At 64.2% G+C, this 26570-nt stretch carries 30 protein-coding genes and 1 pseudogene; 7 read left to right on the top strand and 24 right to left on the bottom strand.

What is annotated here, in order from left to right:
• Nucleotides 1-70 precede the first annotated feature (70 nt).
• From BWR18_RS08690 to BWR18_RS08680, 3 genes are read right to left on the bottom strand one after another with little or no spacing between them, the layout of a single operon-like run.
• Entirely contained in the window at nucleotides 71-997 is a 927-nt protein-coding gene (locus BWR18_RS08690; RefSeq protein ID WP_076627606.1) for a glycosyltransferase family 2 protein, read from the bottom strand.
• A 3-nt stretch (nucleotides 998-1000) separates the two neighbouring features.
• Nucleotides 1001-1954 (bottom strand): glycosyltransferase family 2 protein, encoded by a 954-nt coding sequence (locus tag BWR18_RS08685; RefSeq protein WP_076627605.1) that lies wholly within the window; start codon nucleotides 1952-1954, stop codon nucleotides 1001-1003.
• A 4-nt stretch (nucleotides 1955-1958) separates the two neighbouring features.
• Nucleotides 1959-3569: a peptide chain release factor 3 gene (locus tag BWR18_RS08680; protein ID WP_076627604.1), complete on the bottom strand. Its 1611-nt coding sequence runs from the start codon at nucleotides 3567-3569 to the stop codon at nucleotides 1959-1961.
• 176 nt (nucleotides 3570-3745) lie between these two features.
• Between BWR18_RS08680 and BWR18_RS08675 the strand changes: the two genes are divergently transcribed.
• Complete coding sequence (locus tag BWR18_RS08675; protein WP_076627603.1) at nucleotides 3746-4111, top strand: nuclear transport factor 2 family protein; 366 nt, start codon at nucleotides 3746-3748, stop codon at nucleotides 4109-4111.
• Nucleotides 4112-4117: 6 nt separating this feature from the next.
• Here the strand turns inward: BWR18_RS08675 and BWR18_RS08670 are convergent, their stop codons facing one another.
• Nucleotides 4118-4957, bottom strand: coding sequence for a universal stress protein (locus BWR18_RS08670; protein WP_076627602.1), 840 nt, complete (start codon nucleotides 4955-4957; stop codon nucleotides 4118-4120).
• An 84-nt stretch (nucleotides 4958-5041) separates the two neighbouring features.
• Complete coding sequence (locus BWR18_RS08665; RefSeq protein WP_076627601.1) at nucleotides 5042-6043, bottom strand: Hint domain-containing protein; 1002 nt, start codon at nucleotides 6041-6043, stop codon at nucleotides 5042-5044.
• A 134-nt stretch (nucleotides 6044-6177) separates the two neighbouring features.
• On the opposite strand from BWR18_RS08665, the gene BWR18_RS08660 reads away from it, so the two are divergent.
• Together BWR18_RS08660 and BWR18_RS08655 are read left to right on the top strand one after the other, a co-directional pair.
• Complete coding sequence (locus BWR18_RS08660; RefSeq protein WP_076627600.1) at nucleotides 6178-6957, top strand: SDR family oxidoreductase; 780 nt, start codon at nucleotides 6178-6180, stop codon at nucleotides 6955-6957.
• A gap of 97 nt (nucleotides 6958-7054) precedes the next feature.
• Entirely contained in the window at nucleotides 7055-8182 is a 1128-nt protein-coding gene (locus BWR18_RS08655) for a DNA alkylation repair protein (RefSeq protein ID WP_076627599.1), read from the top strand.
• A gap of 57 nt (nucleotides 8183-8239) precedes the next feature.
• Here the strand turns inward: BWR18_RS08655 and BWR18_RS08650 are convergent, their stop codons facing one another.
• From BWR18_RS08650 to BWR18_RS08625, 6 genes and pseudogenes are all read right to left on the bottom strand, one after another.
• Complete coding sequence (locus BWR18_RS08650; protein WP_076627598.1) at nucleotides 8240-8581, bottom strand: Lin0512 family protein; 342 nt, start codon at nucleotides 8579-8581, stop codon at nucleotides 8240-8242.
• On the bottom strand, nucleotides 8574-8921 hold the full coding sequence (locus tag BWR18_RS08645) for a Lin0512 family protein (protein WP_083957668.1): 348 nt from the start codon (nucleotides 8919-8921) through the stop codon (nucleotides 8574-8576). The genes BWR18_RS08650 and BWR18_RS08645 overlap by 8 nt, the downstream gene beginning before the upstream one ends.
• Complete coding sequence (locus BWR18_RS08640) at nucleotides 8918-10006, bottom strand: ABC transporter ATP-binding protein (RefSeq protein WP_254684955.1); 1089 nt, start codon at nucleotides 10004-10006, stop codon at nucleotides 8918-8920. The genes BWR18_RS08645 and BWR18_RS08640 overlap by 4 nt, the downstream gene beginning before the upstream one ends.
• A gap of 36 nt (nucleotides 10007-10042) precedes the next feature.
• Nucleotides 10043-11398: pseudogene (locus BWR18_RS08635) on the bottom strand (sodium:proline symporter).
• A gap of 101 nt (nucleotides 11399-11499) precedes the next feature.
• Nucleotides 11500-12171 carry a helix-turn-helix transcriptional regulator gene (locus tag BWR18_RS08630; protein ID WP_076627597.1) on the bottom strand — a complete coding sequence of 224 codons (672 nt, stop codon included), beginning with the start codon at nucleotides 12169-12171 and terminating at the stop codon, nucleotides 11500-11502.
• Nucleotide 12172: 1 nt separating this feature from the next.
• Nucleotides 12173-12475: a hypothetical protein gene (locus BWR18_RS08625; protein ID WP_076627596.1), complete on the bottom strand. Its 303-nt coding sequence runs from the start codon at nucleotides 12473-12475 to the stop codon at nucleotides 12173-12175.
• A gap of 213 nt (nucleotides 12476-12688) precedes the next feature.
• Here BWR18_RS08625 and BWR18_RS08620 point away from each other — a divergent pair, with 213 nt between their 5' ends.
• From BWR18_RS08620 to BWR18_RS08605, 4 genes are read left to right on the top strand one after another with little or no spacing between them, the layout of a single operon-like run.
• A complete protein-coding gene (locus BWR18_RS08620) occupies nucleotides 12689-12907 on the top strand; it encodes a twin-arginine translocase TatA/TatE family subunit (protein WP_076627595.1) in 219 nt (72 codons plus the stop codon).
• A gap of 3 nt (nucleotides 12908-12910) precedes the next feature.
• Complete coding sequence (tatB, locus tag BWR18_RS08615; protein ID WP_076627594.1) at nucleotides 12911-13375, top strand: Sec-independent protein translocase protein TatB; 465 nt, start codon at nucleotides 12911-12913, stop codon at nucleotides 13373-13375.
• Nucleotides 13376-14308 carry a twin-arginine translocase subunit TatC gene (gene tatC, locus BWR18_RS08610; RefSeq protein ID WP_076627593.1) on the top strand — a complete coding sequence of 311 codons (933 nt, stop codon included), beginning with the start codon at nucleotides 13376-13378 and terminating at the stop codon, nucleotides 14306-14308.
• Nucleotides 14309-14319: 11 nt separating this feature from the next.
• A complete protein-coding gene (locus BWR18_RS08605; protein ID WP_083957667.1) occupies nucleotides 14320-15147 on the top strand; it encodes an ATP-binding protein in 828 nt (275 codons plus the stop codon).
• On the opposite strand, the gene BWR18_RS08600 is transcribed toward BWR18_RS08605, so the two are convergent.
• From BWR18_RS08600 to BWR18_RS08540, 13 genes are all read right to left on the bottom strand, one after another.
• Entirely contained in the window at nucleotides 15144-16184 is a 1041-nt protein-coding gene (locus BWR18_RS08600; protein ID WP_076630205.1) for a Hint domain-containing protein, read from the bottom strand. The two genes, BWR18_RS08605 and BWR18_RS08600, sit on opposite strands and share 4 nt — an antisense overlap.
• 164 nt (nucleotides 16185-16348) lie before the next feature.
• Complete coding sequence (locus tag BWR18_RS08595; protein WP_076627592.1) at nucleotides 16349-17539, bottom strand: LysM peptidoglycan-binding domain-containing M23 family metallopeptidase; 1191 nt, start codon at nucleotides 17537-17539, stop codon at nucleotides 16349-16351.
• A gap of 69 nt (nucleotides 17540-17608) precedes the next feature.
• Nucleotides 17609-18256, bottom strand: coding sequence for a protein-L-isoaspartate(D-aspartate) O-methyltransferase (locus BWR18_RS08590; RefSeq protein ID WP_076627591.1), 648 nt, complete (start codon nucleotides 18254-18256; stop codon nucleotides 17609-17611).
• The gene (gene surE / locus BWR18_RS08585; RefSeq protein WP_076627590.1) at nucleotides 18253-19035 is read right to left on the bottom strand and encodes a 5'/3'-nucleotidase SurE; all 783 of its coding nucleotides are present in this window, start codon (nucleotides 19033-19035) and stop codon (nucleotides 18253-18255) included. Before surE ends, BWR18_RS08590 begins: the two co-directional genes overlap by 4 nt.
• A gap of 125 nt (nucleotides 19036-19160) precedes the next feature.
• A complete protein-coding gene (locus BWR18_RS08580) occupies nucleotides 19161-19808 on the bottom strand; it encodes a class I SAM-dependent DNA methyltransferase (RefSeq protein WP_076627589.1) in 648 nt (215 codons plus the stop codon).
• Between the two features lie 31 nt (nucleotides 19809-19839).
• The gene (locus BWR18_RS08575) at nucleotides 19840-20481 is read right to left on the bottom strand and encodes an SDR family NAD(P)-dependent oxidoreductase (protein ID WP_076627588.1); all 642 of its coding nucleotides are present in this window, start codon (nucleotides 20479-20481) and stop codon (nucleotides 19840-19842) included.
• A gap of 31 nt (nucleotides 20482-20512) precedes the next feature.
• Nucleotides 20513-20785 carry a hypothetical protein gene (locus BWR18_RS08570; protein WP_076627587.1) on the bottom strand — a complete coding sequence of 91 codons (273 nt, stop codon included), beginning with the start codon at nucleotides 20783-20785 and terminating at the stop codon, nucleotides 20513-20515.
• Nucleotides 20786-20911: 126 nt separating this feature from the next.
• Complete coding sequence (locus BWR18_RS08565) at nucleotides 20912-21322, bottom strand: hypothetical protein (RefSeq protein ID WP_076627586.1); 411 nt, start codon at nucleotides 21320-21322, stop codon at nucleotides 20912-20914.
• A gap of 46 nt (nucleotides 21323-21368) precedes the next feature.
• Nucleotides 21369-22823 (bottom strand): amidophosphoribosyltransferase, encoded by a 1455-nt coding sequence (gene purF / locus BWR18_RS08560; RefSeq protein ID WP_076627585.1) that lies wholly within the window; start codon nucleotides 22821-22823, stop codon nucleotides 21369-21371.
• Nucleotides 22824-22939: 116 nt separating this feature from the next.
• Nucleotides 22940-23500: a hypothetical protein gene (locus BWR18_RS08555; RefSeq protein ID WP_076627584.1), complete on the bottom strand. Its 561-nt coding sequence runs from the start codon at nucleotides 23498-23500 to the stop codon at nucleotides 22940-22942.
• 247 nt (nucleotides 23501-23747) lie between these two features.
• A complete protein-coding gene (locus tag BWR18_RS08550; RefSeq protein ID WP_076627583.1) occupies nucleotides 23748-24302 on the bottom strand; it encodes a CvpA family protein in 555 nt (184 codons plus the stop codon).
• Nucleotides 24303-24334: 32 nt separating this feature from the next.
• The gene (radA, locus tag BWR18_RS08545) at nucleotides 24335-25702 is read right to left on the bottom strand and encodes a DNA repair protein RadA (protein ID WP_076627582.1); all 1368 of its coding nucleotides are present in this window, start codon (nucleotides 25700-25702) and stop codon (nucleotides 24335-24337) included.
• A 39-nt stretch (nucleotides 25703-25741) separates the two neighbouring features.
• Complete coding sequence (locus BWR18_RS08540; RefSeq protein ID WP_076630204.1) at nucleotides 25742-26452, bottom strand: DNA repair protein; 711 nt, start codon at nucleotides 26450-26452, stop codon at nucleotides 25742-25744.
• Nucleotides 26453-26570 lie beyond the last annotated feature (118 nt).

Below are 26570 nucleotides of genomic sequence, written 5' to 3'. Positions count from 1 at the left end.
CCCGATCGGCCCAAGAGGGGGCATCACGCCCCGACATGCTGCGCGTCCATAGCAAAGGTACCGCGTCCCGTCAAACGGGCGCGTTGGGAAAGTGGCGTGCGACTGTGGCATCGAGGTCCAGATTGACCTCGCGCAGTGCGCCATGCGCGTGCAGACGGGCGCGCAGGTCGGCGCTGTCGCCGATCACCTCGTCATAGAAGGCGCGCAGCCCGGCCTCGCCGCGTTGCTCTTCGAGTTGGCGGAAGAGTTGGTGCAGGGACAGGCCGTCTTGCCCGGCTGGTTTGAGGTCGGCGCGGTAGGATCCCTTGGCGATCCGGTAGGTGTAGGCGCGGCGCCACGCGTCCCAGGATGCGGCGTGGCAATGGGCGAGGTCGATGGTCTTCAATTCGGCGGCGTCGGGGAGCATGGCGCCGTTCTGGAACGCGTTGTGGATGCGGATTTCCATATCCGGCAGGCCGGTGCGGACAAAGAGCTTGCCCGCGACATGGCTGAGGAAGCCGCCTTTGAGGTGTTCTCCGAAGGTGGGGTAGATTGCTTTGACGACCTCGTTGCGCCTGCGTCCTGGTGGCAGGAAGGCCTTGAAGGCGGTTTGGGAGCCGCCCAGCAGTTCCATGGGACGGACGCGGGCCGACGTCGTGTCGGAGGGCAGCGCGGCCAGCGTTTCGGTTATGGGCGTGTCTGACAGCAGGAATTCGTCCACGTCCGTGTGGATCAGCCAATCGACCTCTGTTTTGCGGGTATAGGCGTGGGTGGCATTGAGCGTTTGGCGGGCTTGGTGCTTGACCGGGCGCGATACGCTGCGCCGTTTCCAATATGCGGCATCGCATGTTTGAACCCGCACTTTTGGATTTGATTTCAGAGCGTTGAAGGCGGTATCGTTTTCGTCGTCGAGGTAAATGTAGAGCCGGTGCGCGCCGCGTTCGAGGTGGTGTGCGGCAAAGCGCAGGATGTCGGCGGTGGGCGCCAGGATGGTTGCGGACAGTCCCCAGGTGGCCATGCCTCAGTCCTCCAGCTTGCCGAAAAAGCGGGCGACCTTGGCGTCGAGGTCCAGCCGTTCGGTGCGCAGCATCTCAAGGGCGGCAAGGAGGTCAAGACGCGCGGGCGTGGGCGCGCACATTTCTGTATGGAAGCGGCGCAGGGCGGTCTGGTCCGGATCGTCCATCAGGGCGCGGATCAGGCGGCCCTTGGGGTTCGTCCGCCCCTCGCGGTCGTGGTAGCTGCCCTTGGCCAGCCGGTAGGTCATGTGGCGCTGGAACGTGGCGAAGTCGGGGGCATGGGCGTGCCCAAGCTCGACGCCGGGCAATGATCCACCACCCGGAACAAAGTCGCCGAAATGACGCAGGGCATGGATGCCCAAGCGCACGTCCGGGAGGCCGGGGCGGGCGACGATCTTGGGGCTTTCCGTGCTGATAAACCCGCCTTCGATATGCGTCCCGAAGTTGGGGTAGATCGTGGCCAGAAGGTGTTCCGGCGCGAAGCGCTTGAAGTGGCGCGGGTCGGTCGAACAGTTCATCATTTCAACGGGTTGCATCGCAACGAACGGGCAATTCGGATCGACGGCGGCCAGCAGTTCGGTCATCGGTTTGGGCGTCAGGATGAACTCATCCACGTCGAGATGGGCGAGCCAATCCAGCTTGGTGATCCGGTACATGCGCGTGGCGTTGAAGACCTGCCGCATCTGGTGGGTGGAGCGCGCGCGGTTGGGTTTGCCTTGCCAATAGGCGTTGTCGCATTGGGTGAAGCGGACCTTGGGGTGGGCGAGGCGGTCGGCCAGTGCCGCGTCGGGGACGTCAAGGTGGATGTGGATGCGGTGGGCGCCGAGGGCGAGGTGGTAGGCGATGAAGTCGGCCACCTTGCGCAGGGGCGCCTTGACCGTCGAGACGATGCCCCAGCGCAGTTTGGCCGGGTCGGTCTGGACCGGTTGCGGGACCGGCAGGGTCGGTCCGCGCGCCATGCGGTCAGACCATCATTTCCTTGGTCGCGCTGAGCGTCACGTCGGGATAGTCGCGCGCCACGCGGTCGATGTCCCATTGCAGGCGGGTCAGGTAGACGATGTCGCCGTCATGGTCGTGGCTGATGTGTTGTTTGTTACTTTCCGTAAATTTATCAACAGCTTGCTTGTCACCGCTCACCCAGCGGGCAGAGGTGAATTGCGATTGTTCGAACCGCACGGGCAGCCCGTATTCCAGTTCGATCCGGCTGGCGAGCACTTCGAATTGCAGCGCACCCACGACACCCACGATAAATCCCGACCCGATGGACGGCTTGAACACTTTTGCAGCACCTTCCTCGGCAAACTGCATGAGCGCCTTTTCCAAATGCTTCGCCTTGAGCGGATCACCGGCGCGCACGCCTTGCAGCAGTTCGGGCGCAAAGCTGGGGATACCTGTAACACGCAAAGCTTCACCTTCGGTTAACGTGTCGCCGATGCGCAGTTGCCCGTGGTTCGGGATGCCGATGATGTCGCCGGCCCAGGCCTCTTCCGCCAGTTCACGGTCGGAGGCGAGGAACATGACCGGGTTGGAGATGGCCATGGGTTTCTTGGACCGCACATGGGTCAGTTTCATGCCCCGTTTGAAGTGCCCCGACGCCATGCGCAGGAACGCGACGCGGTCGCGGTGCTTGGGGTCCATATTGGCCTGCACTTTGAAGACGAAGCCGGAAACCTTTGATTCCTCTGGTGAAATCTGGCGCGGTTCGGCCGATTGTACCTGCGGTTCGGGGCCGTAGTTGGCGATGCCGTCCATCAGTTCCTTGACGCCGAAGGAGTTGATGGCGGAGCCGAACCAGATGGGGGTGAGCGTGCCCTGTAGCATGGCTTCGGCATCCAGCGGGGGCAGCAGCTCGCGGGCCATTTCCAGTTCTTCGCGCAGCTGGGTCAGTTGCGCTTCTGGCACGTGCTCGGCCAGTTTCGGATCGTCCAAGCCGTTGATTTCAATGCTTTCCGCGACCTTGTTGCGGTCGGCGCGGTCCATCAGTTCGAGCCGGTCGCGCAAGATGTCGTAGCAGCCGATGAAGTCGCGGCCGATGCCGATGGGCCATGATGCAGGGGTGACGTCGATGGCCAGGTTTTCCTGGATTTCGTCAATGATCTCAAAGACGTCGCGGCTTTCGCGGTCCATCTTGTTGCAAAACGTGAGGATCGGCAGATCGCGCAGGCGGCAGACCTCGAACAGCTTTTGGGTCTGGCTTTCGACCCCTTTGGCGCCGTCGATGACCATGATGGCGGCATCCACCGCGGTGAGCGTGCGATAGGTGTCTTCGGAGAAGTCGGAGTGACCCGGCGTGTCCACAAGATTGAACCGGAAGGTATTGTTCTGATTGGAAAAATCAAATGACATGGCCGAAGCGGAGACCGAGATTCCGCGGTCTTTTTCCATGGCCATGAAGTCGGAGCGGGTGCGCCGCGCCTCGCCCTTGGCGCGGACCTGTCCGGCCATTTGAATCGCACCGCCGAACAGCAGGAACTTTTCGGTCAGCGTCGTCTTGCCCGCATCGGGGTGCGAGATGATCGCGAAGGTCCGGCGGCGGGCGATTTCGGGGGGCAATTCAGGGCGGTTGTCTAGCATGAGCGCCGTATATCGGGGCCGTTGCGGCGGGGCAAGAAGGGTGAAAACCGGTATGCACCATGCGTGCACAATCTGTGCACAGAGCGTGCACCGATCCGGTGCACGCAGGGATTGCTGCCAGAAACTGTCAGGGGCCGGACGTAGGGTAAGGGTATCACCAAACGAAAGGACACCCCATGTCACTGAACGATATCGCCAAGGAACTGGTTGCAGGTTGCCGCGAGGGCCGCGAGACCGAGAACCTGGACAAGATCTATGCCGCCGATGCGGTGTCGGTCGAGGCCATGGATATGGGGCAGGGGCGCGAATGCCACGGCCTTGAAGGGATCAAGGGCAAGCACGCCTGGTGGGACAGCACCTTTGAGGTGATCGAGGCGGATGTGTCCGACCCGATGCCCCATGGCGACGACCGTTTCGCCGTGACCTTTGCCGTGAAGGCCAAGAACAAGGAAACCGGCGAGGTCACCGACATGAACGAGGTGGCCGTGTATCACGTGGCAGGTGGTAAGATCACCCGCGAGGAGTTTTTCTACGGCACCTAGGCGCCGTTACGGCCGCGCGATCAGCACGTCACAGGGCGGATCGCGCATCAGGTCCGTGGCCAGCGATCCCAGCAGGCTGCGGGCCGATCCGACCCGTCCGTGTGCGCCGACGGCCACGAGGTCGATATCGCCCAGTTCGATTTTGCTGCGCAGGATTGCCAGAGGCGAGCCGGGCAGGATTTCAAGGTCGGACATCTTGGATGTGGGCAGGGTTTCTGAGGCGAGCCAGTTGCGGGCGGACACCTCTGCCTCCTTGCGGAAGGACGCTTCGATCGCGTCACCTGCGGCTTGGGTGCGCGAGAGGCGGCCCGCATAGGGCACGTTGAGGGCGTGTAAGGGGTGGATCTGTGCCTCGGGTGCGATGGCGTGGGCGATGCGGATGGCGCCGCTGCTGGCCGGAGAGAAGTCGCAGGCCGCACTCACGTTTGCATAGTGGTGGTCGGCGCGGTCCGTGACCAGCAGCACCGGCGTTGACGTGTGCCGCACGATGCGCTGCATCGTGGTTTCGCGCAAGAGGTCGAGGAAGGGCCGCACGCGGTGCGTGCCCATGACCAGCAGGTTCGTGCCGTCCGCACAGGCATGGAGGATGTCGGTGGTCGGATCGCCCGGCTCTGCCTTGATCGTGACATTGACGCCGACACAGACCGAGCCCACGAACCGTTCAAGCGCCGAACGTGTCTTGGCGTGGAGCGTGTCGATCACCTCGGCCGGCATCGCGTCGTCCATCACCGTCAGCACCGTCAGGGCCGCGCCATGTGCGCGGGCGATGTGCGCGGCGCGGCGCACGGCCCGGTCCGAGCGCGTGGACAGGTCGGTGGCAACCAGGATCGAGGTCAGCTTGGTCATCGAAGTCTCCGTTCCAGATGGGTGAATCCGGTATGGAGCACGGGCCGCGCCGGCGGCTTGATCTGCGTCAAACGGTCAGGTTTTTCAGCGGGTGGAGGCGCGCCGCAGGATTTCCGCCGCGTCGGGCCGGTCGAGCAGGTTTTCGGTCACGTCGAGGCCGGAGAGCCCCGAGGCCATATGCGCCGTGAGCCGGGCCGACACGTCGTCCGGGAGGGCGGGTTTGGTGCGGGTGTCGATCAGCATGGATTCCGCGGCGATGCCTTCGGCATAGATGATCTGGTGGGTGTCGAAGAGCAGTTCGAAATAGTCGACAAAGCCGCCGTCCTGCACTGTGACGCTGTCGCCGTTCACCAGGTGCCGCGCCTTGACCAGCAGTTCGGAGCGGCCTGCGCCCAGCCGGTCCTTGCGCTGGTAGATGAAGAGGCGGTGGTCGGGCGACACGATCAGGTCTCGGTCGTTGTTGAGCGTGCCTGCGCGGATGCGGATGGGGGCGAAGTCGCCCGTGGCCCGCACGGTGGATTGGCCGACCCAGCGCACCTCTTGCACGCCGTCGTTGCGGGTCAGGACGCGGTCGCCGACCTCAAGCGCGTCGATGGGTTTCTGGGCGCCGGAGGCCATGGTGATGTGGGTGCCGCGGGTGAAGCGGGCGCAGGCGAGGTGGGCGAACTTGGTCCGCGCCTCGGTCCGGTCGATGCCCACGAGGTTGTAGGGCGTGCGCGGGGTGAGACCGGCGAGCGGCAGCAGGTAGATTTCGGCGATGTTGCCATCGTTGTCCACCTCGACCAGCACGATGGCGTCGGTGATCTGCCCGTCGGGCGACATGAGCGTCAGCGCGCAATCCAGATGGATGGCGGCACCGGGCGTGCCGCAATCGCTGCCCTCTGCCACGATCATGTGCGTGGTGTCGCTGGCGTGCAGCGCAAGGCGCAAGGGCTGCACGCGCGGTGACAGCGTGTAGACATCGTCGAGCATCAGATCGTCCGCGCAGGCGAGCGCGTCGCCGAGGTTGGCACCCTCGCTGACCACAAAGCCTGCGGCCGGGTAGACGGGCATGCTTTGCGCAGGCGTGAGGGCGGTGTCGTTCATATGGAGGCTCTGCATAACGTCTGTGGTCTTAAGGTAGATTTGTGACCGGTATCAGTCAACGGCCCGGCCTTTTGCTGGCGCATTGGTGAGCGGGTCGTTACCTGTTGGCACCAGAAGCGAATGGGAGAGCGATCATGGATCTGGGAATTGCGGGCAAGCGGGCGGTTGTGTGTGCGTCGTCCAAGGGGTTGGGCCTGGGCTGTGCGGAGGCGTTGGCGCAGGCGGGTGTGCATCTGGTGATGAATGCGCGGGGGGCCGAGGCGCTGGAGGCGTCGGCCGAGGCCATTCGCACCGCATACGGCGTCGAGGTGCAGACCGTGGCCGCCGACGTGACCACCGAAGCGGGGCAGGCGGCGCTGATCGCGGCGGCAGGTGATGCGGATATTCTGGTCAACAATGCGGGCGGCCCGCCCCCCGGCATGTGGCATGACTGGGACCGCGACGATTTCATCAAGGCCCTGGATGCGAACATGCTGGCCCCCATCGCGCTGATCAAGGCGCTGGTGCCCGGCATGATGGACCGCGGCTGGGGCCGAGTGGTCAACATCACCTCGCAATCGGTGAAGGCGCCCATTCCGGTGCTGGGCCTGTCCAATTCGGCGCGTGCGGGTTTGACCGGGTACGTCGCTGGCACCTCGCGTCAGGTGGCCAACAAATGCGTGACGATCAACAATCTGTTGCCGGGTATTCATGCGACCGACCGGGCCGACGCGCTGGATGGCGGTGTGGTCGCGGCCAAGGGCATCACGCTGGACGAGGCGCGTGCGGAGCGTGCGGCGACCATTCCGGCGGGCCGGTACGGGACACGGGAAGAGTTTGGCGCGGCCTGCGCGTTCCTGTGCTCTCAGCATGCCGGGTTTATTGTGGGGCAGAACCTGCTGCTGGATGGGGGCGCGACGGTGGCGACCATATAGGTCGCGACGCGCTGGCAGTTTCTACTGACAAAAGTTGGCAGCCGGGCGGTGCATTGGGGATGCGTAGACCAACAACTTTGGATTGGGGAATGGCAAGATGGCCAAGGCACCGCCAACGTTTTCGTTGAAGGATCAGCTTTTCAACGCGGAGTCCTTGGGTGAACTGGCCGATGAGTTTGCGGCGGGTGTTGCGGGGTTTGACCGCGATGCCTTTCATGCCGCGGCCCTGTCGGGCATTGCCGCCCGGTCGTTGATGGACTGTCTGGACTGGTTTGCCGATTGTCTGGAGCCGTATTTGGCCACGGACTTTCCGACAATGGCAGACCAGCTGGAGGCGGCGATGCCTCAGCGGTTGGATCCGTCCTTGCGCGATGATGATTTCGGCCGGTTTATCCATGCCGTGCCCGGTGTGCTGGCCGTGCGGCGTGGGCTTGAGAACCATCGGGATCGGGCTTTGGATCTGCTTTATGAAGCGACGCAGCGGTTTTCGATGGAGTTCTATATTCGCGCGTTTCTGAACCGCTGGCCCGTCGAGACGTTGGCGCGGCTGGAGGCGTGGGCCGGGGACGAGAATTATCATGTGCGCCGCCTGGTGAGTGAGGGCACGCGGCCCAAGCTGCCCTGGGCACGGAAGGTGGAGCTGACCCTGGACCAGACCTTGCCCCTGCTGGACCGCTTGCAGGCGGACGGGACGCGCTTTGTGACGCGGTCGGTGGCCAATCATCTCAATGACGTGGCGAAGACGGACCCGGAGGCTGTGTTGGGCCGACTGGCGGCTTGGGAGGCGGATGGGACGCAGCACGCGAAGGAGCGGGCGTGGATGCAGCGCCATGCCTTGCGCACCTTGGTCAAGGACGGGCACCCCGGCGCGATGGCGATGCTGGGCTATCGCGGGGATGCGGATGTGGATGTGTCACTGGACGTATCGACACCGCAGGTGGCCTTGGGCGACGCGCTGGAGTTTTCGGTGACGTTGGAGGCTGCGGAGACGCTGCCGGTTCTGGTGGATTACCGCATCCGCTTTGCGCGTCCGGGCGGGAAGAGCGGGGAGAAGGTGTTCAAGTTGAAAGTGGCGGAGGTGAAGGCGGGCAAGCCGCTGGTGCTGAAAAAGGTGCACAAGCTGAAGGCCGATGCGACCACGTTCGAGCTGCATCCCGGCGCGCATGGGCTGGTCGTGCAGGTGAACGGGGTGGAGCGGGCGGAGGCGTCGTTCGAGATTGTGTGAGGTCGGCGGGTGCTCTGTTTTGCGCTGGCGCACAAAAGGCGCCCACCCACCGACCCGTTAGTCCGTGCGCGTGGGGAGGAAGACTTCGAGTGCCGCGACGGCCATCACCGCCACGTCGCCAGCGACCGGCACGTCGAGCCCGCCTTTTTCTGCGATGACCTCAACCTGGCCGTAGGGCAGGAGGGCCGCAATCGCATCCGTGTCCACCGTTTCGGGGCGCGGTGTGGCGATGTGCACGACGATCCGCATGGCGTTGCGGTCCACATCCAGCGTGCCGAAGATCGGCAACGAGGCGCCTTGCAGCGCCTGTTCGACCGCGCGGCGTGCAGCCTTTGTGTCGTCGCGCCCGTGCAGGTCCACGCCTTGCGCCATTTCGATGATGAGCCGTTGTTCAGGCATGCGGCACCTCGACCGAGACGATCAGGGCGGCCTGCGCCATCACTGTCGGGTTGCCGGTGCCTTCGGGGCGGGCGACGTCAAGGCCCCCTTCGCTGACCGTGAAGGATGTTTTGCCGTAGGGGAACACCTCGGCCAGCACGGAGGTGTCCACGCGGTCGGGACGGGCGCAGCCGATATGGACGTCGATCACCATGTCCTCTTTGCCGACGCCCATATATTCGGCGAGGTTGATGGAGTTGCGCCAGAGGGCGGCGCGCACGGCGCGCGCCGCCGCCTCGGTGTAGCTGCCGCGGCGCAGGGAGGTGCCGAGGCCAAATTCAACGATCATCGGTCCGCTCATTCCGCGACCTCCTGTCTGGGGAATACATAGCATTTGTCGCGGCGCACGCGCAGCCACATCACCGTTTGCGGTTGCGGCAGGAAGACGCCGGGCACGGTGGATTTGATGAGCGCGCCGCTGTCATCGAGCCGGAATTCCACGAGGCTTTCATTGCCCATGAAGCGCGCGCGGATCACTTGCGCCCGCGCGGCGGTGCCTTCGATGGCGGTGGGGGCGGGGCCGACGCCTGCGCGGTCAAAGTCGATTTTGACGTGCTGGGGGCGGAACACGATGTCAACGAGGGTGCCATCGGCGACGCCGGGGGCGAGGAAGGGGCCGAAGGGGGTGACGGCGAGCGCGCCATCGACCACGGCGCCGAAGCGGTTGGCATCCGAGAAGAACGCGACCGAGGCGCGATCGACGGGCCGTGTGTAGACGTTGTAGGGCGCGCCTTGCTGCACGATCCTGCCGTTCCGCATCAGCGCGATTTCGTCGGCCATGCGCATCGCTTCTTCGGGCTCGTGGGTGACAAGCAGGACGCCGGTGTCTTCTTCCTTGAGGATGGCCAGCGTCTCGTCCCGGATACCGTCGCGCAGGCGGTTGTCGAGGCCCGAGAACGGCTCGTCCATCAGCATGATGCGGGGGCGGGGGGCGAGCGCGCGGGCCAGCGCGATGCGTTGCTGTTCGCCGCCCGACAGCTGGTGCGGAAACATGTCGATGAAGCGGGACATGCGCACGCGGTCCAGCATCTCTTCGACCCGGGCGCGTTTTTCATCGCGGTTGCCGGAGAGGCCATAGGCGACGTTGCCCTCGACACTCAGGTGCGGAAAGAGGGCGAAGTCCTGGAACATCAGCCCGATCTCGCGCCGTTCGGGGGGGACGCGGAAGCGGGTGTCGCAGATCAGCGATCCGTCCACGTGGATTTCGCCGGAATCCTGCATTTCGACCCCGGCGATGATGCGCAATGTCGTCGACTTGCCGCAGCCCGAGGGGCCCAGAAGGCACGTCACCTGGCCCGGTTGGATCGACAGGCTGACCCCATCCACCACACGCCGGCCGCCAAAGCTGCGCACAAGGTTGCGAATTTCCAGCCGAGGCGCTGTCACGGCATCCCCATTCCCGATCAAAACAGTCGGGAGGTATCAGGCCCGGCGCGCGCCCGCAAGCACCGCAGAGAAGCCTGCGACAAGAACGAACACGCAGATGATCAGGAACTGTTCTTATTTGTGCCCCTCGGGGAGGATGGACGCGAAGATGGGCCATGCGCGCCCGAAATAGGCGGTCGCGCCGAGCATGGCGGCGGCGAAGGCCACGAGGTAGGACCATGTCGGGATGCGCCGCCCCATGACCAGACCGACGATCAGGACGGGGGCGAGGAACATCGACGCCGTGCCGCTAACCGCGACGGCGTCGAAAAGTGTTGCGTTGCCCCAGAGCGTCAGCGCCGTTCCGAGGACCATGAAGGCCAGCATCACGATGCGTCCGCCGGTGAGCGTGCGGGGGGCGAGCCTCAGTTCCTCGACCACCAGCCGGGCGGAGGAGGAGAGGGCGGAATCGAGCGTCGAGAGGGCCGAGACAAGCAGCGACAGCATCAGGAGGGCAAAGACCCAGGGCGGGAACATGCCCGCCCATGTGGTGATCAGCTCGCCCTCATATGCGGCGCCGATCAGGCTGGCCTGGATGCCGAAGAAGCCGAAGCCGATGATGCAGAGGACCGACAGCCAGAAGGCATGCAGGAAGGAGCGGCGGGTTGTGTCCTGGTCCGCGATGAAACCGCGGTCCATCATGACCGGGTCGTGGGCGGGGTAGGAGAAGACCTGAAGTGCTGCGACCGCCAGCAGGACCCAGCCGTTCCATGCGCCTGACGTGCCGGGGGCGGTCAGGACGGCGGCGAGTGAAAAGCCGGGGCTGAGGATCAGGAAGACGAAGGCGACGCCGAACACGACAAGGAAGACCAGCATTTGTACGACGTCGGTGCGCAGCGCAGCGCTGAGCCCGCCCCATGCGGAATAGGCAAGGCCGACGACGGCGACGATCAGGATGGCTGTGGTGCCGCTGCCCTCGATCACGGCGCTGGCGATCAGGCCGACGACGAGGAGGTTGGCGAAGACCTCTGACAAGAGGCGCAGGGCGATGACGAGGTTGTAGGCGGTGGTGCCTGTGCTGCCGAAGCGGTCCGACAGCCAGTCCTGCACCGAGCCTGCCCCCTGCGCCCGGAGGCGGGCCACGATGAAACCGCCAGTGAGGAAGCTGCCATAGTACGCGGCGTAGGCCAGCGTGCCCGCGATGCCGTAGAAATAGCCGAGGATGGCGGCGTTCATAAGCGAGCGGGCGAAGATCCAGGTGGTGACCTGGCTGAGCACCAGCACCCAGAGCCCCGGGGACTGCCCGGCGATGTGGCCGGCATAGAACCCTTCGATCGTGGCGCGGCGGGGGGCTGCGAGCACGCTTGCCCCGATCAAAACGACAAACAAGGCGATCAAGGCGGCAGGGGTCATGGCGGGCCTTTCGGTTCGGGTTTTCGAAGGGCTAGCAGGCGGTTGAGACCGGGGCTATCCCGCCTGACGGCTTTGTGAACCGGGTGGTTCCTTACGTGAGGTCAAAGGTTAGGATGGTAGTCCGACAGCCGCTTGCCAGGTTCGTCCACGAACATTTCCGGCAGCGCCTCGGCGCTTTGGATCAGGTCGACGCGGAAGACGCGGAAGTCGTTGCGCAACTCGCACCACGAGGTGAGCGTCCAGACGCGGCCCCAGTATTCCATATGCAGGGGGCGGATGGTGCGGGTGGTGATTCGGTCGCCCTTGGAATGGTAGGTGAGGTGCAGCTTTTGCCTGGCCCGGATTGCGGCGCGCAGGGTGGGCATCTGGGCAAAGCCGCGCACCGCGTCGGCAAAGGGGTAGACCGCGAATTTCCACTTGTCCGCCTCGGCCACGGTGCGTTCGGGCAGGACAGCGTCGATCTTGTCTGCCAGCGTGCGGGCGGCGGATTTGAGCGTGTCGTCTGCTGCCTCGGCCACGATGGCCATGCCGAGGTTGAGCGCCTCCAGTTCCTCGGTCGTGAGGGTGAGGGGCGGTAAGCTGATCGCTTCGGTGATCATGTATCCCACGCCGCGCTCGCCCTGCACGGGCACGCCGGAGGCCACCAGCGTGTCCATGTCCCGGTAGATGGTGCGCACCGACACCTCGCACGTCTCCGCAATGTCCTGCGCTTTGTGCAGCTTGCCGTCGCGCAGGATCTGGATGATGTCGAAAAGGCGGTCGGTGCGGCGCATGTTACTCCTGTTGGAGATGGACCTGGGCGTGGCGCATCTGCGCGCTGGGCCCGTCGATCATCGCCATGCAGGGCTGTGCGGCGGGGTGCTCCATGACCGATGCGGCCGCCTTTTTTGCTGCCTCCGGCGAGGTCCACAGGATGTGGTCGGTCCAGAGCCCATCCTCGTCCACGCTCAAGTGGCGGCAGATCATGCCGCCTGTCTCTTGAAGGAACGGTTCCATGTCGGCGGCGGCCTTGGCGAAGGCTGTGGCGTCTGCGCCGGGCAGCAAGCGGAAGGTGACGATTTCGGCGGTTGTGGTCATTGGTTTCAATCTCCATCGGGTTGCGATGGGGTGGGTATTGCAAGGATCAACTGACATTAACCTGTCAGTTGGATGCGTGCCATTGGAATTTTTCCGAAAAAGTACCGGCCTCGTGATCGCGATGGGCTTCCGCGCCCTTTTCGCAGCCGCAGCACGGTCATAGAACGGATAGCGACAGGCGGCACTCCGTCGCCAGAGACATGGGAGAGACCAATGGGAATTGGAAATATCGGACTTCCGGGCCTGCTGCTGATCGCTGTTGTGGTGCTGGTGCTGTTTGGGCGCGGCAAGATTTCGAGCCTGATGGGTGAGGTCGGCAAGGGCATCACCAGCTTCAAGAAGGGCATCAACGAGGGCAAGGACGAGCTGGAAGCGGCCAAGGCAGACGAGGCCAAGGACGTGACGCCCGAGGCCGACAAAGACAAGGTGTAAACCATGTTTGACCTTGGCCTGGCCGAGCTGCTGATCATCGGGATCGTGGCGCTGATCGTCATTGGCCCCAAGGAGTTGCCCGTTGTGTTCCGCAATGTGGGCCGTTTCGTGGGCAAGGCCCGCGGCATGGCGCGCGAGTTTTCGACGGCCATGAACCAGGCGGCGGATGAGGCGGGCGTCAAGGACATCCAGCGCACCATCAACACGGCCACCAACCCGGTCAAAAGCGCGATGGACGGGGTGAAGGATGCCACCAAAGACATGACGTCATCGTTGACCAATGTCGATCCCGAGAGCGAGACAGGCAAGTTGGTCGCCGAGAAAGCGGAACGCGCTGAAAATGCGCGCAAAATCCAAGCGGCGACCGCGCGTGCGCAGGCCGAGCGCAAGGCCAAGGAGGCCGCGGATGCGCTGGCACGGGCCGAAGAATTGGAAGCCCAGGCCCCTGCGGCGCCGAAAGAGAGCTAGATGAGCCAGACAGACGACCTTGACGACAGCACGGCACCGCTGATCGAACACCTGGCCGAGCTGCGCACGCGGCTGATCCGGTCGGTGATTGCGTTCATCATCGCGATCACCGTGTTCTTTATCCCCATTCAGGGCGAGTTCATTGCCGTTCACGTGCTGAACTTCCTGATGGAGCCCATCGTCGACACGCTGCGCGATCTGGGTGATCCGTCGCCCACGCTGCAATACACCAGCCCGCAGGAATATCTGTTCACGCTCTTCCGCATCTCGATGGTGTTCGGGTTTGCCCTGGCGTTCCCGGTGATCGGGTTCCAGATGTGGCGGTTCGTGGCGCCCGGCCTTTACAAGCAAGAAAAGAACGCGTTTCTGCCGTTTCTGGTCGCGTCGCCGGTGATGTTTTTGCTGGGCGCGAGCTTTGCGCAGTTTGTGGTGACGCCGCTGGCCATGGCGTTTTTCCTGGGCTTCGCCGACGTGTCGTCGGTGTTGGCGATTGTGTTTGGCGATGCCAATACGTTGCCGGACGGGGCAGTGATCACGCCTGATGTCGCCCCCAGCGATGCGCCGACGATCACCTTCTTTGGCAAGGTGAACGAAAGCCTTGATATCACTCTGAAATTTATCATGGCCTTTGGCCTGTGCTTTCAGCTTCCCGTGCTGCTGACCCTGATGGGCAAGGCCGGGCTGGTGAGTGCCGAGGGGCTTGGCAATGTGCGCAAATACGCGATGGTGGGCATTCTGGTGCTGGCTGCCGTGGTGACGCCGCCCGATGTCATCACGCAGCTGATTCTGTTTACCGTGGTTTACGGGCTCTACGAGGTGTCGATCTGGCTGGTGCGCCGTGTGGAAAACAAGCGCGAGGCCAAGCTGCGCGCCGAAGGCTACTATGACGACGAGGATGACCTTGGCGACCTGCCCGAGGGTGACGCCAAGTGATAGACGACCCCATGGACCGCATTGCGGCGGCGCTGGAGCGTATGGCGCCCGCGCCGCTGGAGGCACCGGATTTTGCCGCCGCCTCAGCCTTTGTCTGGCAGACCGGGCCGGACCGGTTGGAGCCTGTGGCGCAGGTTGCCCGTGTGCCGCTGGATTTGTTGCTGGGCGTGGACCGGTCGCGCGATACGCTGCTGGCCAACACGCGGCAGTTTGCCCAAGGCTTGCCTGCGAACAACGCGCTGCTTTGGGGTGCGCGGGGCATGGGGAAATCCAGTCTGGTCAAGGCGATACATGGCGCACTTGAGGTAGAGCACAAGGCGCTGAAGATCGTCGAGCTGCACCGCGAGGACTTGCCATCGGTTGGCCGCTTGCTGGCGGTGCTGCGTCAGGCGCCGGATGCGCGGTTCATCCTGTTCTGCGACGATCTGAGTTTCAGCCACGATGATCAGCACTACAAATCGCTCAAGGCGGTGCTCGATGGCGGGATCGAGGGGCGACCGGACAATGTGATCCTGTACGCCACGTCGAATCGCCGCCACCTGATGCCGCGCGATATGATCGAGAACGAGCGGGGCAGTGCCATCAACCCGTCCGAGGCGGTCGAGGAAAAGGTGAGCCTGTCGGACCGGTTCGGCCTGTGGCTGGGCTTTCATGCCTGCGATCAGGATCAGTATCTTGCCATGATCCGGGGCTATTGCGCGGCCTATGGTGTCGAGATCGACGACGACACGCTGTGGGCCGAGGCCATTGAATGGCAGGCCACGCGCGGGTCGCGGTCAGGCCGGGTGGCGTGGCAATATTTCTGTGATCTGGCGGGGCGTCGCGGCGTCGCGCTCTAGGCCGCCAGCAGCTGCGCCTCGTACCCTTTGAGGCAGAGCGCGCACATGGGCCCGTATCCGTTCAGATCGGGAAAGAGGCGGGCAATCTCGTCCCGCGCGGCGTCGCCGACTGCACCCATGGCCACCGATCCGGGGTAGAGCGTTTCGCTCCAGATGCCGTGGGACCGCACGACGTTGTGGGTGTCGAGCAAGATGTGATGGTAAGTCACGCGCCCGCCGCTCTTGCGGTATACACCGTCCATGCACAGCAGGTCCTTGGCGCGGATCAGGACCTCTTCCTGACCGAACAGAATCTCCGCACGCCAATCGCTGAGCAGGATCGCGTGCTGCGGCGACACGACCAGATCGGCTTCGTTGCCGAGGGTGCCTGCCGTGATGACGATGGGGGCGAGGTCGTCCATCGCGACAACGGTGGTATGCCCCGTCCACTGGATCGGTTGTGGACCGGTATCGGCCGTCAGCACCAGATCGCCGGCCTCCAGCGTTTCGATGGCGCGAGGGCCTTGGGGCGTGTCGATCAGCATGCCGGAGGCAAAGCACACAACCGTGCCGCCGAGGCTGGTGTGGGGCACCAGCTCTCCGTTGTCGGTGATGCCGCCGATGGTCAGATCGGTGTCGGCAGGGGGGAACCCATCCGGGAAGACCAGGAAATACCCGTCCTCGTCCGTGGCGGAGGCATCGGCGCCGTCGTTCAGATCGTTGTCGTTGTTCAGGTCAACGTCGATGACGGCCACCTGCCAGGTGGTGGTGCCGTCGGTGACGGTAAAGGTGTAGTCCCAGATCAGCTGCCGGTCGGTCCCGTCGATGGTGACGGTCTGTTCGCCGATCTGGCCGATGCGTTCCTGGGTCTGCACCGTTTCGTTGTTGGCGCCGTCGCCGTTGAAATTGGTCGCGCCGTCGTTTTCGTTCACGACGAAATAGGTTGTTTCGCCCGTGTAGCGCCAGGTGCCCGACGGGGCGAAAGCATAGTTGTTCGCGCTGCCGTTGACCGTTGTCTGAGTGCCAAGTAGTGCGCTGTAGCCATAGAAAACGGGCATATTTTCGAACCAATCCAAGTCAGTGTGTTGGACTGTTTCTGAATCTGAAACGTGGCAATCTTGCGGCGATTTCCGCCGAATTTAGGCAAAATTAAGGCAAACATGCGGCAATTGTGGCGCCGCACGCGCGGCTCTGGATGTCGCCGCGGTGAGGGTGGATGGTCTTACTCGAAGAACGGGTTGGGGTTCACGCTGTCGAACCCGTCGCGCACCTCGAAATGCAAGTATGCGGTGTCGGCGGTGTCGCGCAGCTTTGCAATGGATTGCCCGCGCGAGACGCTGTCGCCCTTTGCCACCGTCACGTCCGCGACATTGGCATAGACCGTCAGCAGGTTGTCGGGGTGACGGACCACGATGATCGGAACGCCTTCGGCGCTTTGGGTGATGGCGGCGACGGTTCCGTCGGCGGCGGCGCTGACGGCGCTGCCGGGTGCGGCCTGGATGTCGATGCCTTCATTCCGACCCTTGGCGTAGTCGCGGATGATGGTTCCCTGAAGCGGCAGTGCCATGTCCGAGGGGCGGGCCGCATTGGTGGGCTGGCCGACATCGGCCACCGGTTTTGCAGGGTCCGGCGTCGCCTCTGGCGTGGTCGCCGTGTCGTCCTCGGGCAGCGGCTGGGCCGCGCTGGGGGGCAGCGGCGTGGGTGTGCCGCTGCCGGGTGCTGTTGTGCTGCTATCGTCAACCCGGCTTGGCGCTGCGGCGCGCGCCACGGGGATCAGCAGGAACTGACCTTCGCGTATGGCAAAGTCCGCGCCGAGGCCGTTCCATTCAGCCAGCGACTTGACCGGCACCTGGTAGAGCCGCGCGATGGTAAAGGCCGTCTCGCCCCGTTCGACCTTGTGCCGGACGGGTTCCTGGCCGGTTTGTGGCTGGGTCGTGCCGGGGGACTGGGCCACCGGCGTGGGCGCCGCGTTGTCGATGGCGTTGCCCGCCAGCGTTGTGACGTCCACAGCGCCCGGCTGAATGGGGCCGGTGCCGATGGCGCCCGTGGCGGGGGAGGGTTCGGACACACGGCGGGGCAGGGCGACAACTTCGCCCGCGCGCAGGGGGACGTCCGCGCCGACACCGTTGAAGCGGGCCAGTTCCTCTGGCGTCAGACCGACGCGCGCGGCGACGTCCGCCAGCGTATCACCCCGCTCGGCCACCGCGACCTGGTAGTTGGGATAGGAGATCACGCCCCGATCATCCGGTTGCGGGCGATCCGCCGTCACGTTCTGCACCGCGGGTGCGGTTGAAAACCCGCCGCCCAGGCCGCGCAGGTCGAAATCAAGCGGCTCGTCACAGGCGGCGAGCACCAGCAAGCCACATGTTGCCATCATCAGGGGCGCACGGCGGCGCTGTTTTGTCGGGATCATCTGCGTCGTCCTCTGCCGGACCCCTCGTGGGTGGGGGCCTTGTCGGTTCAGCGTTATTTTACACCAGTTTCAGTCTTTGCCCAAGCCCTCGAGCAAAGGAACAAAGCGCACATCGCGCAATTCGTCATATTCGAGGCCGTTTGCTGTCTTGTGCACGCGGATCAGGCTTTGCACTGCGTCGGATTGGCCGACGGGCAGGACCATGATGCCGCCCTCCTTGAGTTGGGCAAGCAGAGGGCCCGGCGGGTCCTCGGCGGCGGCGGTCACAAGGATGCGGTCAAAGGGCGCCTGATCCTCCAACCCGTGCGAGCCGTCGCCGGTGATGGCCGTGATCGTGTGCAGGTTCAGTTCGTCAAAGATATCGCGCGCCTCGCGCACGAGCCGCCGGTGCCGGTCGATGGTGTAGACCCGGCGCGCCAGCTTGGCGAGGATGGCGGCCTGGTACCCCGAGCCGGTCCCGATCTCGAGCACCTTGTCCCGTGGGGTGATTTGCAGTGCCTGCGTCATCAGCCCCACCACCGACGGCTGGCTGATCGTCTGCCCGCAGGCGATCGGCAGCGGCATATCCTCGTAGGCGCGTTCGGCAAAAAGCCCACGGACAAAGGGGCCGCGGTCAATCTCTTCCATCGCGCCCAGCACGCGCTTGTCCGTCACGCCCTTGGACCGCAGGGCATACAGGAACTGCATCTTGCGCGTGGCGAGATCGTCGTCGGTCATGTGGCGATGGGTCCAAGATGGTCCAGCATGTCATGCGCCGTGAGGTCCGCGCGCATGGGCGTGACCGAGATATAACCATCGAGGTTCACCGCCGCGTCCGTGCCGGGTGCTGTGGGCACCTGCTGGTCGCCGCCCCGGATCCAAAGAAAGTTGCGCCCGTTCGGCGATTGCGTCTGTTCGGTGTGAAAGCCGACGCCGGGGCGCAGCCCTTGGGGGACGATCCGCGTGCCCTTGACGGACGCGGCAGCCACTGGGGGGATATTCACGTTGTAAAAGAGCTGGTAGCCCGGCTGCACCTGCGGGGTGGCGGCGACAATCCGCTCAATCAGGTCCTTGCAGTGGGCGGCGGAGGCCTCGAACGGGTCGTCGAGCGCGCGGTTCTCCGGCCCGAAATACTGCGACAGCGCGATGGAGAGCACGCCTTGCAGCGCCCCTTCGATGGCCGCACCAAGGGTGCCGGAGTAGAGCGCGTTTTCGGCGGAGTTGTTGCCCCGGTTGACCCCCGACAGGATCAGGTCGGGCTGTCCGTCGAGCACCTGGTGCAGGCCTGCCAGCACGCAGTCCGCTGGTGACCCTTCGACCGTGAAGCGGTTGGGGCCGATCTGCTGGAACATGAAGGGACGGGCGTAGTTGATGCAGTGGGCCACGCCTGATTGCTCGAACGCGGGTGCTACCGTGGTGATATGCCCGTCCGGCCCTGCCACTTCGGCTGCGATCCGTTCCAGCACCGCAAGCCCCGGGGCCGAGATACCGTCGTCATTTGTGATGAGAATGCGCATGTGAGGCCCCTTTGAGCCTTACTATGGGGCCGCGCCGCATTGGGCAACTGCGCGAGCGCGCCGCGCGGAGTTTTTTGAAACAGAGCATGGGGATCGTCGCGGAAAGGCCGCAGTGGGGTGGTCCGTCAGGGGCGTCGTGCAATGTAGCCGTGCGACACACGCGAGGGCGGGCCATGGGTAAAGGGGTGCAGCGCGATGTCTGTGAACCCTGCGACCGCGAGCATGGTCCGCGCGTGTTCGGGCGTGTAGGCCGCATTGCCCCAACGCCACCGCACCAGGGCCGTGCACCAATGCGGGCGCGACAGGGCGAGGATGAGTATCCCGCCCGGCGCCACCCGCTCAAAGAGCCAGGTCAGGGACGCGTTTGGATCATCCAGATGCTCAATCACATGGGCGCACAGCACAACGTCCTGCGGGGGCAGGTCGTCGGGCGTCTTGCCCACCGAGGCGACAATGGTCCTCGCCTGTGGCAAGCGCGCGGATGCCGTGTCGAGCATGGCCGGAGAGATATCCGTCAGCGTCAAACACGCGGGTGTGCCGTGCGCATCCACCCATGCACCGGCAAACGCGCCGGTGCCGGTCCCAACGTCAAGCACGCGCGGCTGGGAGGGTGGCGCATGTGCGGCTTGCATCAGATCGGCATAGGCCGCCAGAAACCCCAGTTTTGAAATGCCGTCCTGCCATCCGGTTGCGGCGGCATCGTAGATGGTTTGCAATGCGCCACCGCGCGCGGGTGGGCGCGGGCGGTCAAAGGGGATGAGGCGGCTCAGCATGTCCGCATTGGGCCATGACGGCGGCCGCCGATCAAGCGCGCAGTTCGGACAGGATGCGCGCCGCTTCTGCCGCGGGATCACTCAAGGCGCTGCGGTCTTCGCCCGGGTGAAAGCGCGCGCGCGTCGCGGTGGGCATCGGGTTTGGCGTTGCGATGTGGACCTTTGGGCCCGTCTTGGCGGTTTCGGCCTGCCAGCTGCGCGCGAGTGCAATTTGAGCAGCCTTTGTCGCGCCATATGCGCCGTGAAATGCCTGTCCGCTGACGGGATCGTCAAAGAACAGGGCCTGGCCCTTTTCGCCCAGAAGCGGCGCGATATAGGTGATCAGCGTGGCGGTTGCGGCCATATTGCCCGCGATGGATTTGGCCATGTCCTTGGTGCCGATCATGTTGGCGGGGGCCAGGGGTGCGGCGTGAACCGCACAGTGCACCCACATATCCACACTGCCCCACCGGTCGTGAATGCCGCGGCACAGGGTCTGCATGGCAGCGTCGTTGGCGATGTCCATCGGGGCGAGCGTCGCAGCACCCCCCGCCGCCTTGATCCGGTCGTCCAACTCTTCCAGCGCGCCCGTGGTCTTGGCCACGGCCACGATGTGGTGGGTGGGGGCGAGCGCCAGTGCCATGGCGGCCCCGAGGCCGCGCGACGCGCCTGTGATGAGGGCTGTTTGTGTCATGGCCCGCTCTTGCCTTGCGCGGGCGCCACCGTCAAGCGGCGCTCTCTGCCAGGTCGGGCAGGGTGAGCGTGCGTTGGCCCATGCCGCCGTTCAAGACGATCCGATCTTCGCCAATGGCAATGACGGTGCCCTGGCGCAGGCTGTCGCCGACCTGAACCGTGCGGGTTTGGCCACCTGCCGTGCGCAGCAGTGCCCGGCGATTGTTGTCAGCCCCCGCGATGCCCAGCAGTTGCATATTGTGCAGGGGCAGTGCCCCGCGTTGGGTCGCGAGGTCGGCTGTGATGTCGTTGGTTTCTTCGCTCATGATAGGGTCCTGCCCTCCTTTCGAAGGGCGCCGCTATCATGGGGTCGTGCAGGGGTGAACGGGGTGCGAAAGGGATGCGCAGGCCTTTGCCCATTGACGTTTGGGAAAGCAGCGGTGCCGTGCTGATCAGCGTCCCCGTTTCGACCTGTGATAGGTCAGTGTCAGACGCGCCAGCTGCCAAACCGCATCTTTGTCCAGCGGGTGCGTGGTATCGAACCCAAGCGCGCGTCGTCCGTCATTGTGGAACTGCCCGGGAAAGCGATGGTCCATCTGCGCAGCCAGATCCGTCTTGCAGTCGACAAAGGCCAGCAATCGGTCCGGGGTGGCCGGGGACCAATCCAGTCGCAGCGTGGATCCGGTGCGTGCCCGCTTGGGCCGCCACGACGGCTGGCCCCATTTCAGGCTTTCGTCGAGCGGTCCGACGTCTTCGGATGTCGCGACATCGTGCACCAGTGTTCGGGTGCGCAGAAAGTGGCTCTGGGCGGACTGCGGCCAGCTTTCGACGCGGGTGAGGATATCAGAGGGCAACATGTCCATGGCCTCACCTTGGACCAGGTCCGTGTCAGGATGTGGCAGGAGGTTGCTATTCTGCCGCCTTCATCTCGAAACCCTTTTCGATCATGTCGGCAGGCTCGACCGGGTATTCGCCGGAGAAACAGGCGTCGCAATATTGCGGGCTGGAGGCATCGCGTCCGTTGCCCTCGCCCACGGCGCGGTAAAGACCGTCGAGCGAGATGAACTTGAGGCTGTCCACACCCAGATGCTCGCGCATCTCCTCCTCGCTCATCGTCGCGGCCAGCAGCTTTTCGCGCTGCGGTGTGTCGACGCCGTAGAAACAGGGCCAGGCTGTCGGGGGCGAGGCGATGCGGAAATGCACTTCCGCAGCACCTGCATCGAGGATCATCTCCTTGATCTTGCGCGAGGTCGTGCCGCGCACCACGCTGTCATCCACCAGGATCACGCGCTTGTCACGGATCAGGGCGCGGTTCACGTTCAGCTTCAGGCGCACGCCCATGTTGCGGATCTGTTCGGTCGGTTCGATGAAGGTGCGGCCCATATACTGGTTGCGGATGATGCCCATGGCGTAGGGGATGCCGGATTCCAGCGAATAGCCGATGGCAGCAGGCGTGCCGCTGTCGGGCACCGGGCAGACGAGGTCGGCGTCCACCGGCGCTTCCTTGGCCAGTTCACGTCCGATATTCTCACGGGTTTCATAGACTGAGCGGCCCCCGAGGATGCTGTCGGGGCGGCTGAAATAGACATGTTCGAAGATGCAGAAGCGGGACTTTTGCGGGCGGAAGGGGAAGCGGCTGTCCACGCCCTGGTCGGTGATGACCACCATTTCGCCCGCTTCGATCTCGCGCACGAATTCAGCGCCGATGATGTCGAGCGCGCACGTCTCCGAACTCAGCACATAGCCGGTGTCGAGCTTGCCCAGCACCAGCGGGCGCACACCCAGTGCGTCGCGCACGCCGATCAGCTTGGTGCGGGTCATGGCGACGACGGAAAAGGCACCTTCGACCCGGCGCAGCGCATCCTCCATCCTTTCGGGGATGTTGCGTTGCAGGGACCGGGCCATCAGGTGGATGATGCATTCGCTGTCCGAGGACGACTGGAAGATCGAGCCGCGCTCGATCAGCTCGCGCCGAAGGGCGTCGGCATTGGTGATGTTGCCGTTATGGGCGATGGCCGCACCCCCCATGGCAAACTCGCCAAAGAAGGGTTGTACGTCGCGGATCGCGGTCTGCCCTTTGGACCCGGCGGTGGAGTAGCGCACGTGGCCGATGGCGAGCGAACCCGGCAGCGTCTCCATCACATCCTGGCTGGTGAAGGTGTCGCGCACATAGCCGAAGCGCCGGGCCGAATTGAAGCCGTGGTCCGGGTGGTGGGCGACGATCCCGCCCGCCTCTTGCCCCCGGTGTTGCAGGGCGTGCAAGCCCAGGGCCACGAAGTTGGCCGCATCCTTGGTCCCGAGGACCCCGAAAATCCCGCACTCTTCCTTGAGTTTGTCATCGTCAAAGGGGTGGGCTGGCGGCATCTGCACTGGCGCGGCGAGGTCGGACAAGAGGCAGCTCCGAATCCGTGGATGGGGTATGGGCGCGGTGTACCAAGCCGGGGTGTCCCTGTCACGAAAGGATCACAAACTGCGACGCTTTACGCAGCGGCGCTGTCGGGTTGGCCCATTTTGCCAGCTGATGCGGCCAGCATTGCACGGGCATCACCATAGCCGAGGCGTGGGAAAAAGCTGTCACCGGTGTTGGGGGCGGCGTGGATGAGCAGGCCCGATTGGGCATAGATCATCTCTTCGTGCTCGAAATGCAGTTCGGCCAGATCAGGGCCGTGGAACAGGGTGGGGCGCACACCGCGCCAGCCGCTCAGCGCCTTGACGGGGATCGATACGACGGGTGCGTCGCTCCAGCCTGCCGGTGTGTGCAGGGCGACATGGGCGTCGGCGGGCAGCGAGATATCGGAACAGGCCGACAAAACACCGCCGGGAATGTGCACAAGCGGGGCCGCGCGGTCGGGTTTGGTGATCGCCGTGATCTCGGCAAAACCACCGTCAAGCGTGGCCACTGCGGCACCTGCTTGCAACGCGTCAACCGTGCGCCATCCGGCTTCGGTTTCCAGAAGCGTGTGCGCGGTCAGCATGGCGCTGATGCGACGCGTGGCAACGGGTGTGATGTCGGCAAAGGCGGTGTCGTGATTCAGAAACATGGTGTGTCCTCCGGGTCAGGAAAATGTGTGTTTGTTCTGCGGACCAGAACGCTCCACAAATCTGCCGCTTTTTGGTCACAACCACGGCCAAAGCCGGGCGCTGTTTCGCCACAGTCACCAGTGGGTGCCGCCGCCAAGCCACTCTCCGCGTGAGAGCGACGCGATTTACCGATAGTTAACCACGATAGGGCATGGACCGAGCCAGACGCGCCTTCGAAATGTCTGATTCTTTGATCGAACGGCCCGTTTATTCGCCGCACACACCAACAAGGCTTTCGTATTGGCGTGTGATCCAGCCAAGCGCCTCTTCGGGGTTCTGTTCCTCGATCTGGCCGGTGAAGCGGCCGAACACGGCGGCCGAGCGGCTTTCATCCACGATGGTGAACTCTTGGCCGGTAATGACCGTGTCGTAGACAAAGAACGCGATGGCCACGAGCAGGATGCCGCGCGCCACGCCAAAGAGAAAGCCAAGCCCCTGATCCAGACCGCCAAGGGCGGAGCGTTGGATCAAGGACGAAAAGAGCGGGGTGAACAGCGACACGACGATCAAGGCCACGGCAAAAACCAAGGCAAAGGCGCCGATGATGCTCAACTCGCAACTGTCGGCGATGAATTCGCCGACGACGGGGATCTCGCGCATCAGCGGTTCGACCCGCGGGGCGAACAGGAATGCCAGGATGGCCGCAGCGATCCAACCGGCAATTGCCATGGCTTCGCGCACGAACCCGCGCCCATAGGCCAGAAGGGCCGACAGGATGATGACCACGGCGACAACGCCGTCAATGATGGTGAACCCTTCCATGGTCCTGCCCCTTTATACTGCCCCGTTTGCGCTTACCCTGCGCCGAACACGTCACCTACAAATCCGGTCAACTCGCTGAAGCGCTTCAGCGTCATTCCGGGTGCGCCCTGGGCTTTGCCGCCCTTGGGTGCAATGGCGGATGAAAAACCAAGTTTTTGGGCTTCTTTCAACCTGTTTTCCGTCTGAGGCGCGGGCCGCAGCGCACCGGACAGGCTGATTTCGCCGAAAACCACTGTATCGGCGGGCAATGCAGCGTCCTCGCGTGCTGACAAAAGTGCAGCAGCCACAGCAAGGTCGGCGGCGGGTTCGCTGATCTTCATCCCGCCCGCGACGTTCAGATAGACGTCGAGGCCCGCAAACGGGATGCCGCACCGCGCTTCCAGCACCGCCAAAATCATGGCGAGGCGCCCGCCGTCCCAGCCCACGACCGTGCGCCGTGCCTGGGAATGGGGGGAGGGGGCGACAAGCGCCTGCATCTCGCACAGAACCGGCCGGGTGCCCTCGATGCCCGCGAAAACGACGGATCCGGGCGACGGCTCGCCACGCTCTGACAGAAACAGCGCCGAGGGGTTGGTGACTTCGGCCAGTCCCTTGCCCGTCATTTCGAACACGCCAATCTCGTCCGCGGGGCCAAAGCGGTTCTTGACCGCGCGCAGGATGCGGAACTGGTGACCACGCTCGCCTTCAAAGTAAAGCACCGTGTCGACCATATGTTCGACCACGCGGGGGCCGGCGATCTGGCCTTCCTTGGTGACGTGGCCAACCAGGATGACGCTGATGCCCTTGCGCTTGGCAAAGGTGGTTAACTCATGGGCAGCGGACCGGACCTGACTGACTGAACCGGGCGCGCTGTCCACCGTATCGAGCCACATGGTCTGGATCGAATCGATGATGGCAAGGCCGGGCGCCTCGGCTTCGAGCGTGGTCAGGATGTTGCGCAGGTTGGTGTCGGCGGCCAGTTGCACCGGCGCATCCGCCAGCCCGAGACGTTGGGCCCGCATGCGGACCTGCGCGCTGGCTTCCTCACCACTGACATAGATCGTCTTCAGCCCCTTGCGGGCAAAGCGTGCGGCGGCTTGCAGCAGAAGCGTGGATTTCCCGATGCCCGGATCGCCCCCAACAAGGATGGCGGAGGCAGGCACCAGCCCGCCGCCCAGCACACGGTCCAGTTCTGCGACCTTGCTTTCGGTGCGCGGCGGCGGTGCTTCTTCGGTGCTCAGGTCGGTCAGCGCGACCGTCTTGCCGCGTTGCGCGCCCAGGCCCTTGCTCGACGGACCTGCCGACAGGCCGGTGTCTTCGGAAATCGTGTTCCACTCACCGCACGCGTCACAGCGGCCCGACCATTTGGAAAAGGATGCGCCGCAGGCTGAGCAGGAGTAGGTAACGTTGGATTTCGCCATGCGCGACGGTCTGCCAGCGGGGGCAGGGGCGGGCAAGCCCTATTCGACGCGCATGGGCAGTTGGGTGACCTTGGATGGTTTGGCGGGCTGGTTCAGTTCGGGCAGCAGCCGCTCCATCTCGTCCAGCAGCCGTTCAAGCTGCGCGCGGGCCACGTTTTCTTCCAGATCAAGGCGGTTGATCCAGGTGGAAAACTCGCCATGGATGGCCTTGGCCTGCTCCAGCCGGTCGTTGAATTGCGCGATCTCGAACTGCCGCTGCGTCAGGAAGGAGCGGGCCCGCTCGACCTTTTCGGTGGAATAGGTCTCGGCCAGATCACGGCTGATATGGGACATCTTTGCCGCCAGTTCGAGAAGCTCGGGTTCGAGCGTCCCCAGATCGGGATGATCGCGCAGATGGGCCAACCTGTCGCGCGTGCTTTCGAACGCATCGCCAAGGGTGAACACCCCGTCCCGATCTGCGTGATGCGCGGCATGATACGCCCGCGTGATGTCATCAACCCCGACGCTGAACTGCCGATGCGAGTTCTCAAGCTGCAAGATGCGCGCATTTGTCGGCAGGAAGAAGCATAAGGAGACAGCAAAGATCGTCAGCCCGATCTGCGTCAGCATCCCGGCCTGTGCCACATGCACGCCATCCCACATCACCGGCAGATCAATCCACGGCCAGACCCCCGCGATGGCCAGCCCGGTCGCAACCACCAAAACCAGCGCCAGCCCTGCAAACAGGATCAACGCCAAACGCCGCATCATTTCCGCAAAAACGCGCGCGGCAAAAACCAATTCCTTCACCAGCCTTCCCCCCAGAAGACACACTACGCAGGGATCATACCCCTAAGCTGCGGAAAATACAGTCTGAACGTCTTGGCAA

It is taken from the genome of Tateyamaria omphalii, from assembly GCF_001969365.1.
Taxonomy (GTDB): Bacteria; Pseudomonadota; Alphaproteobacteria; order Rhodobacterales; family Rhodobacteraceae; genus Tateyamaria; species Tateyamaria omphalii_A.
The sequence above is the reverse complement of the archived record's forward strand: the minus strand, read 5'-3'. Positions and strand labels throughout refer to the sequence as shown.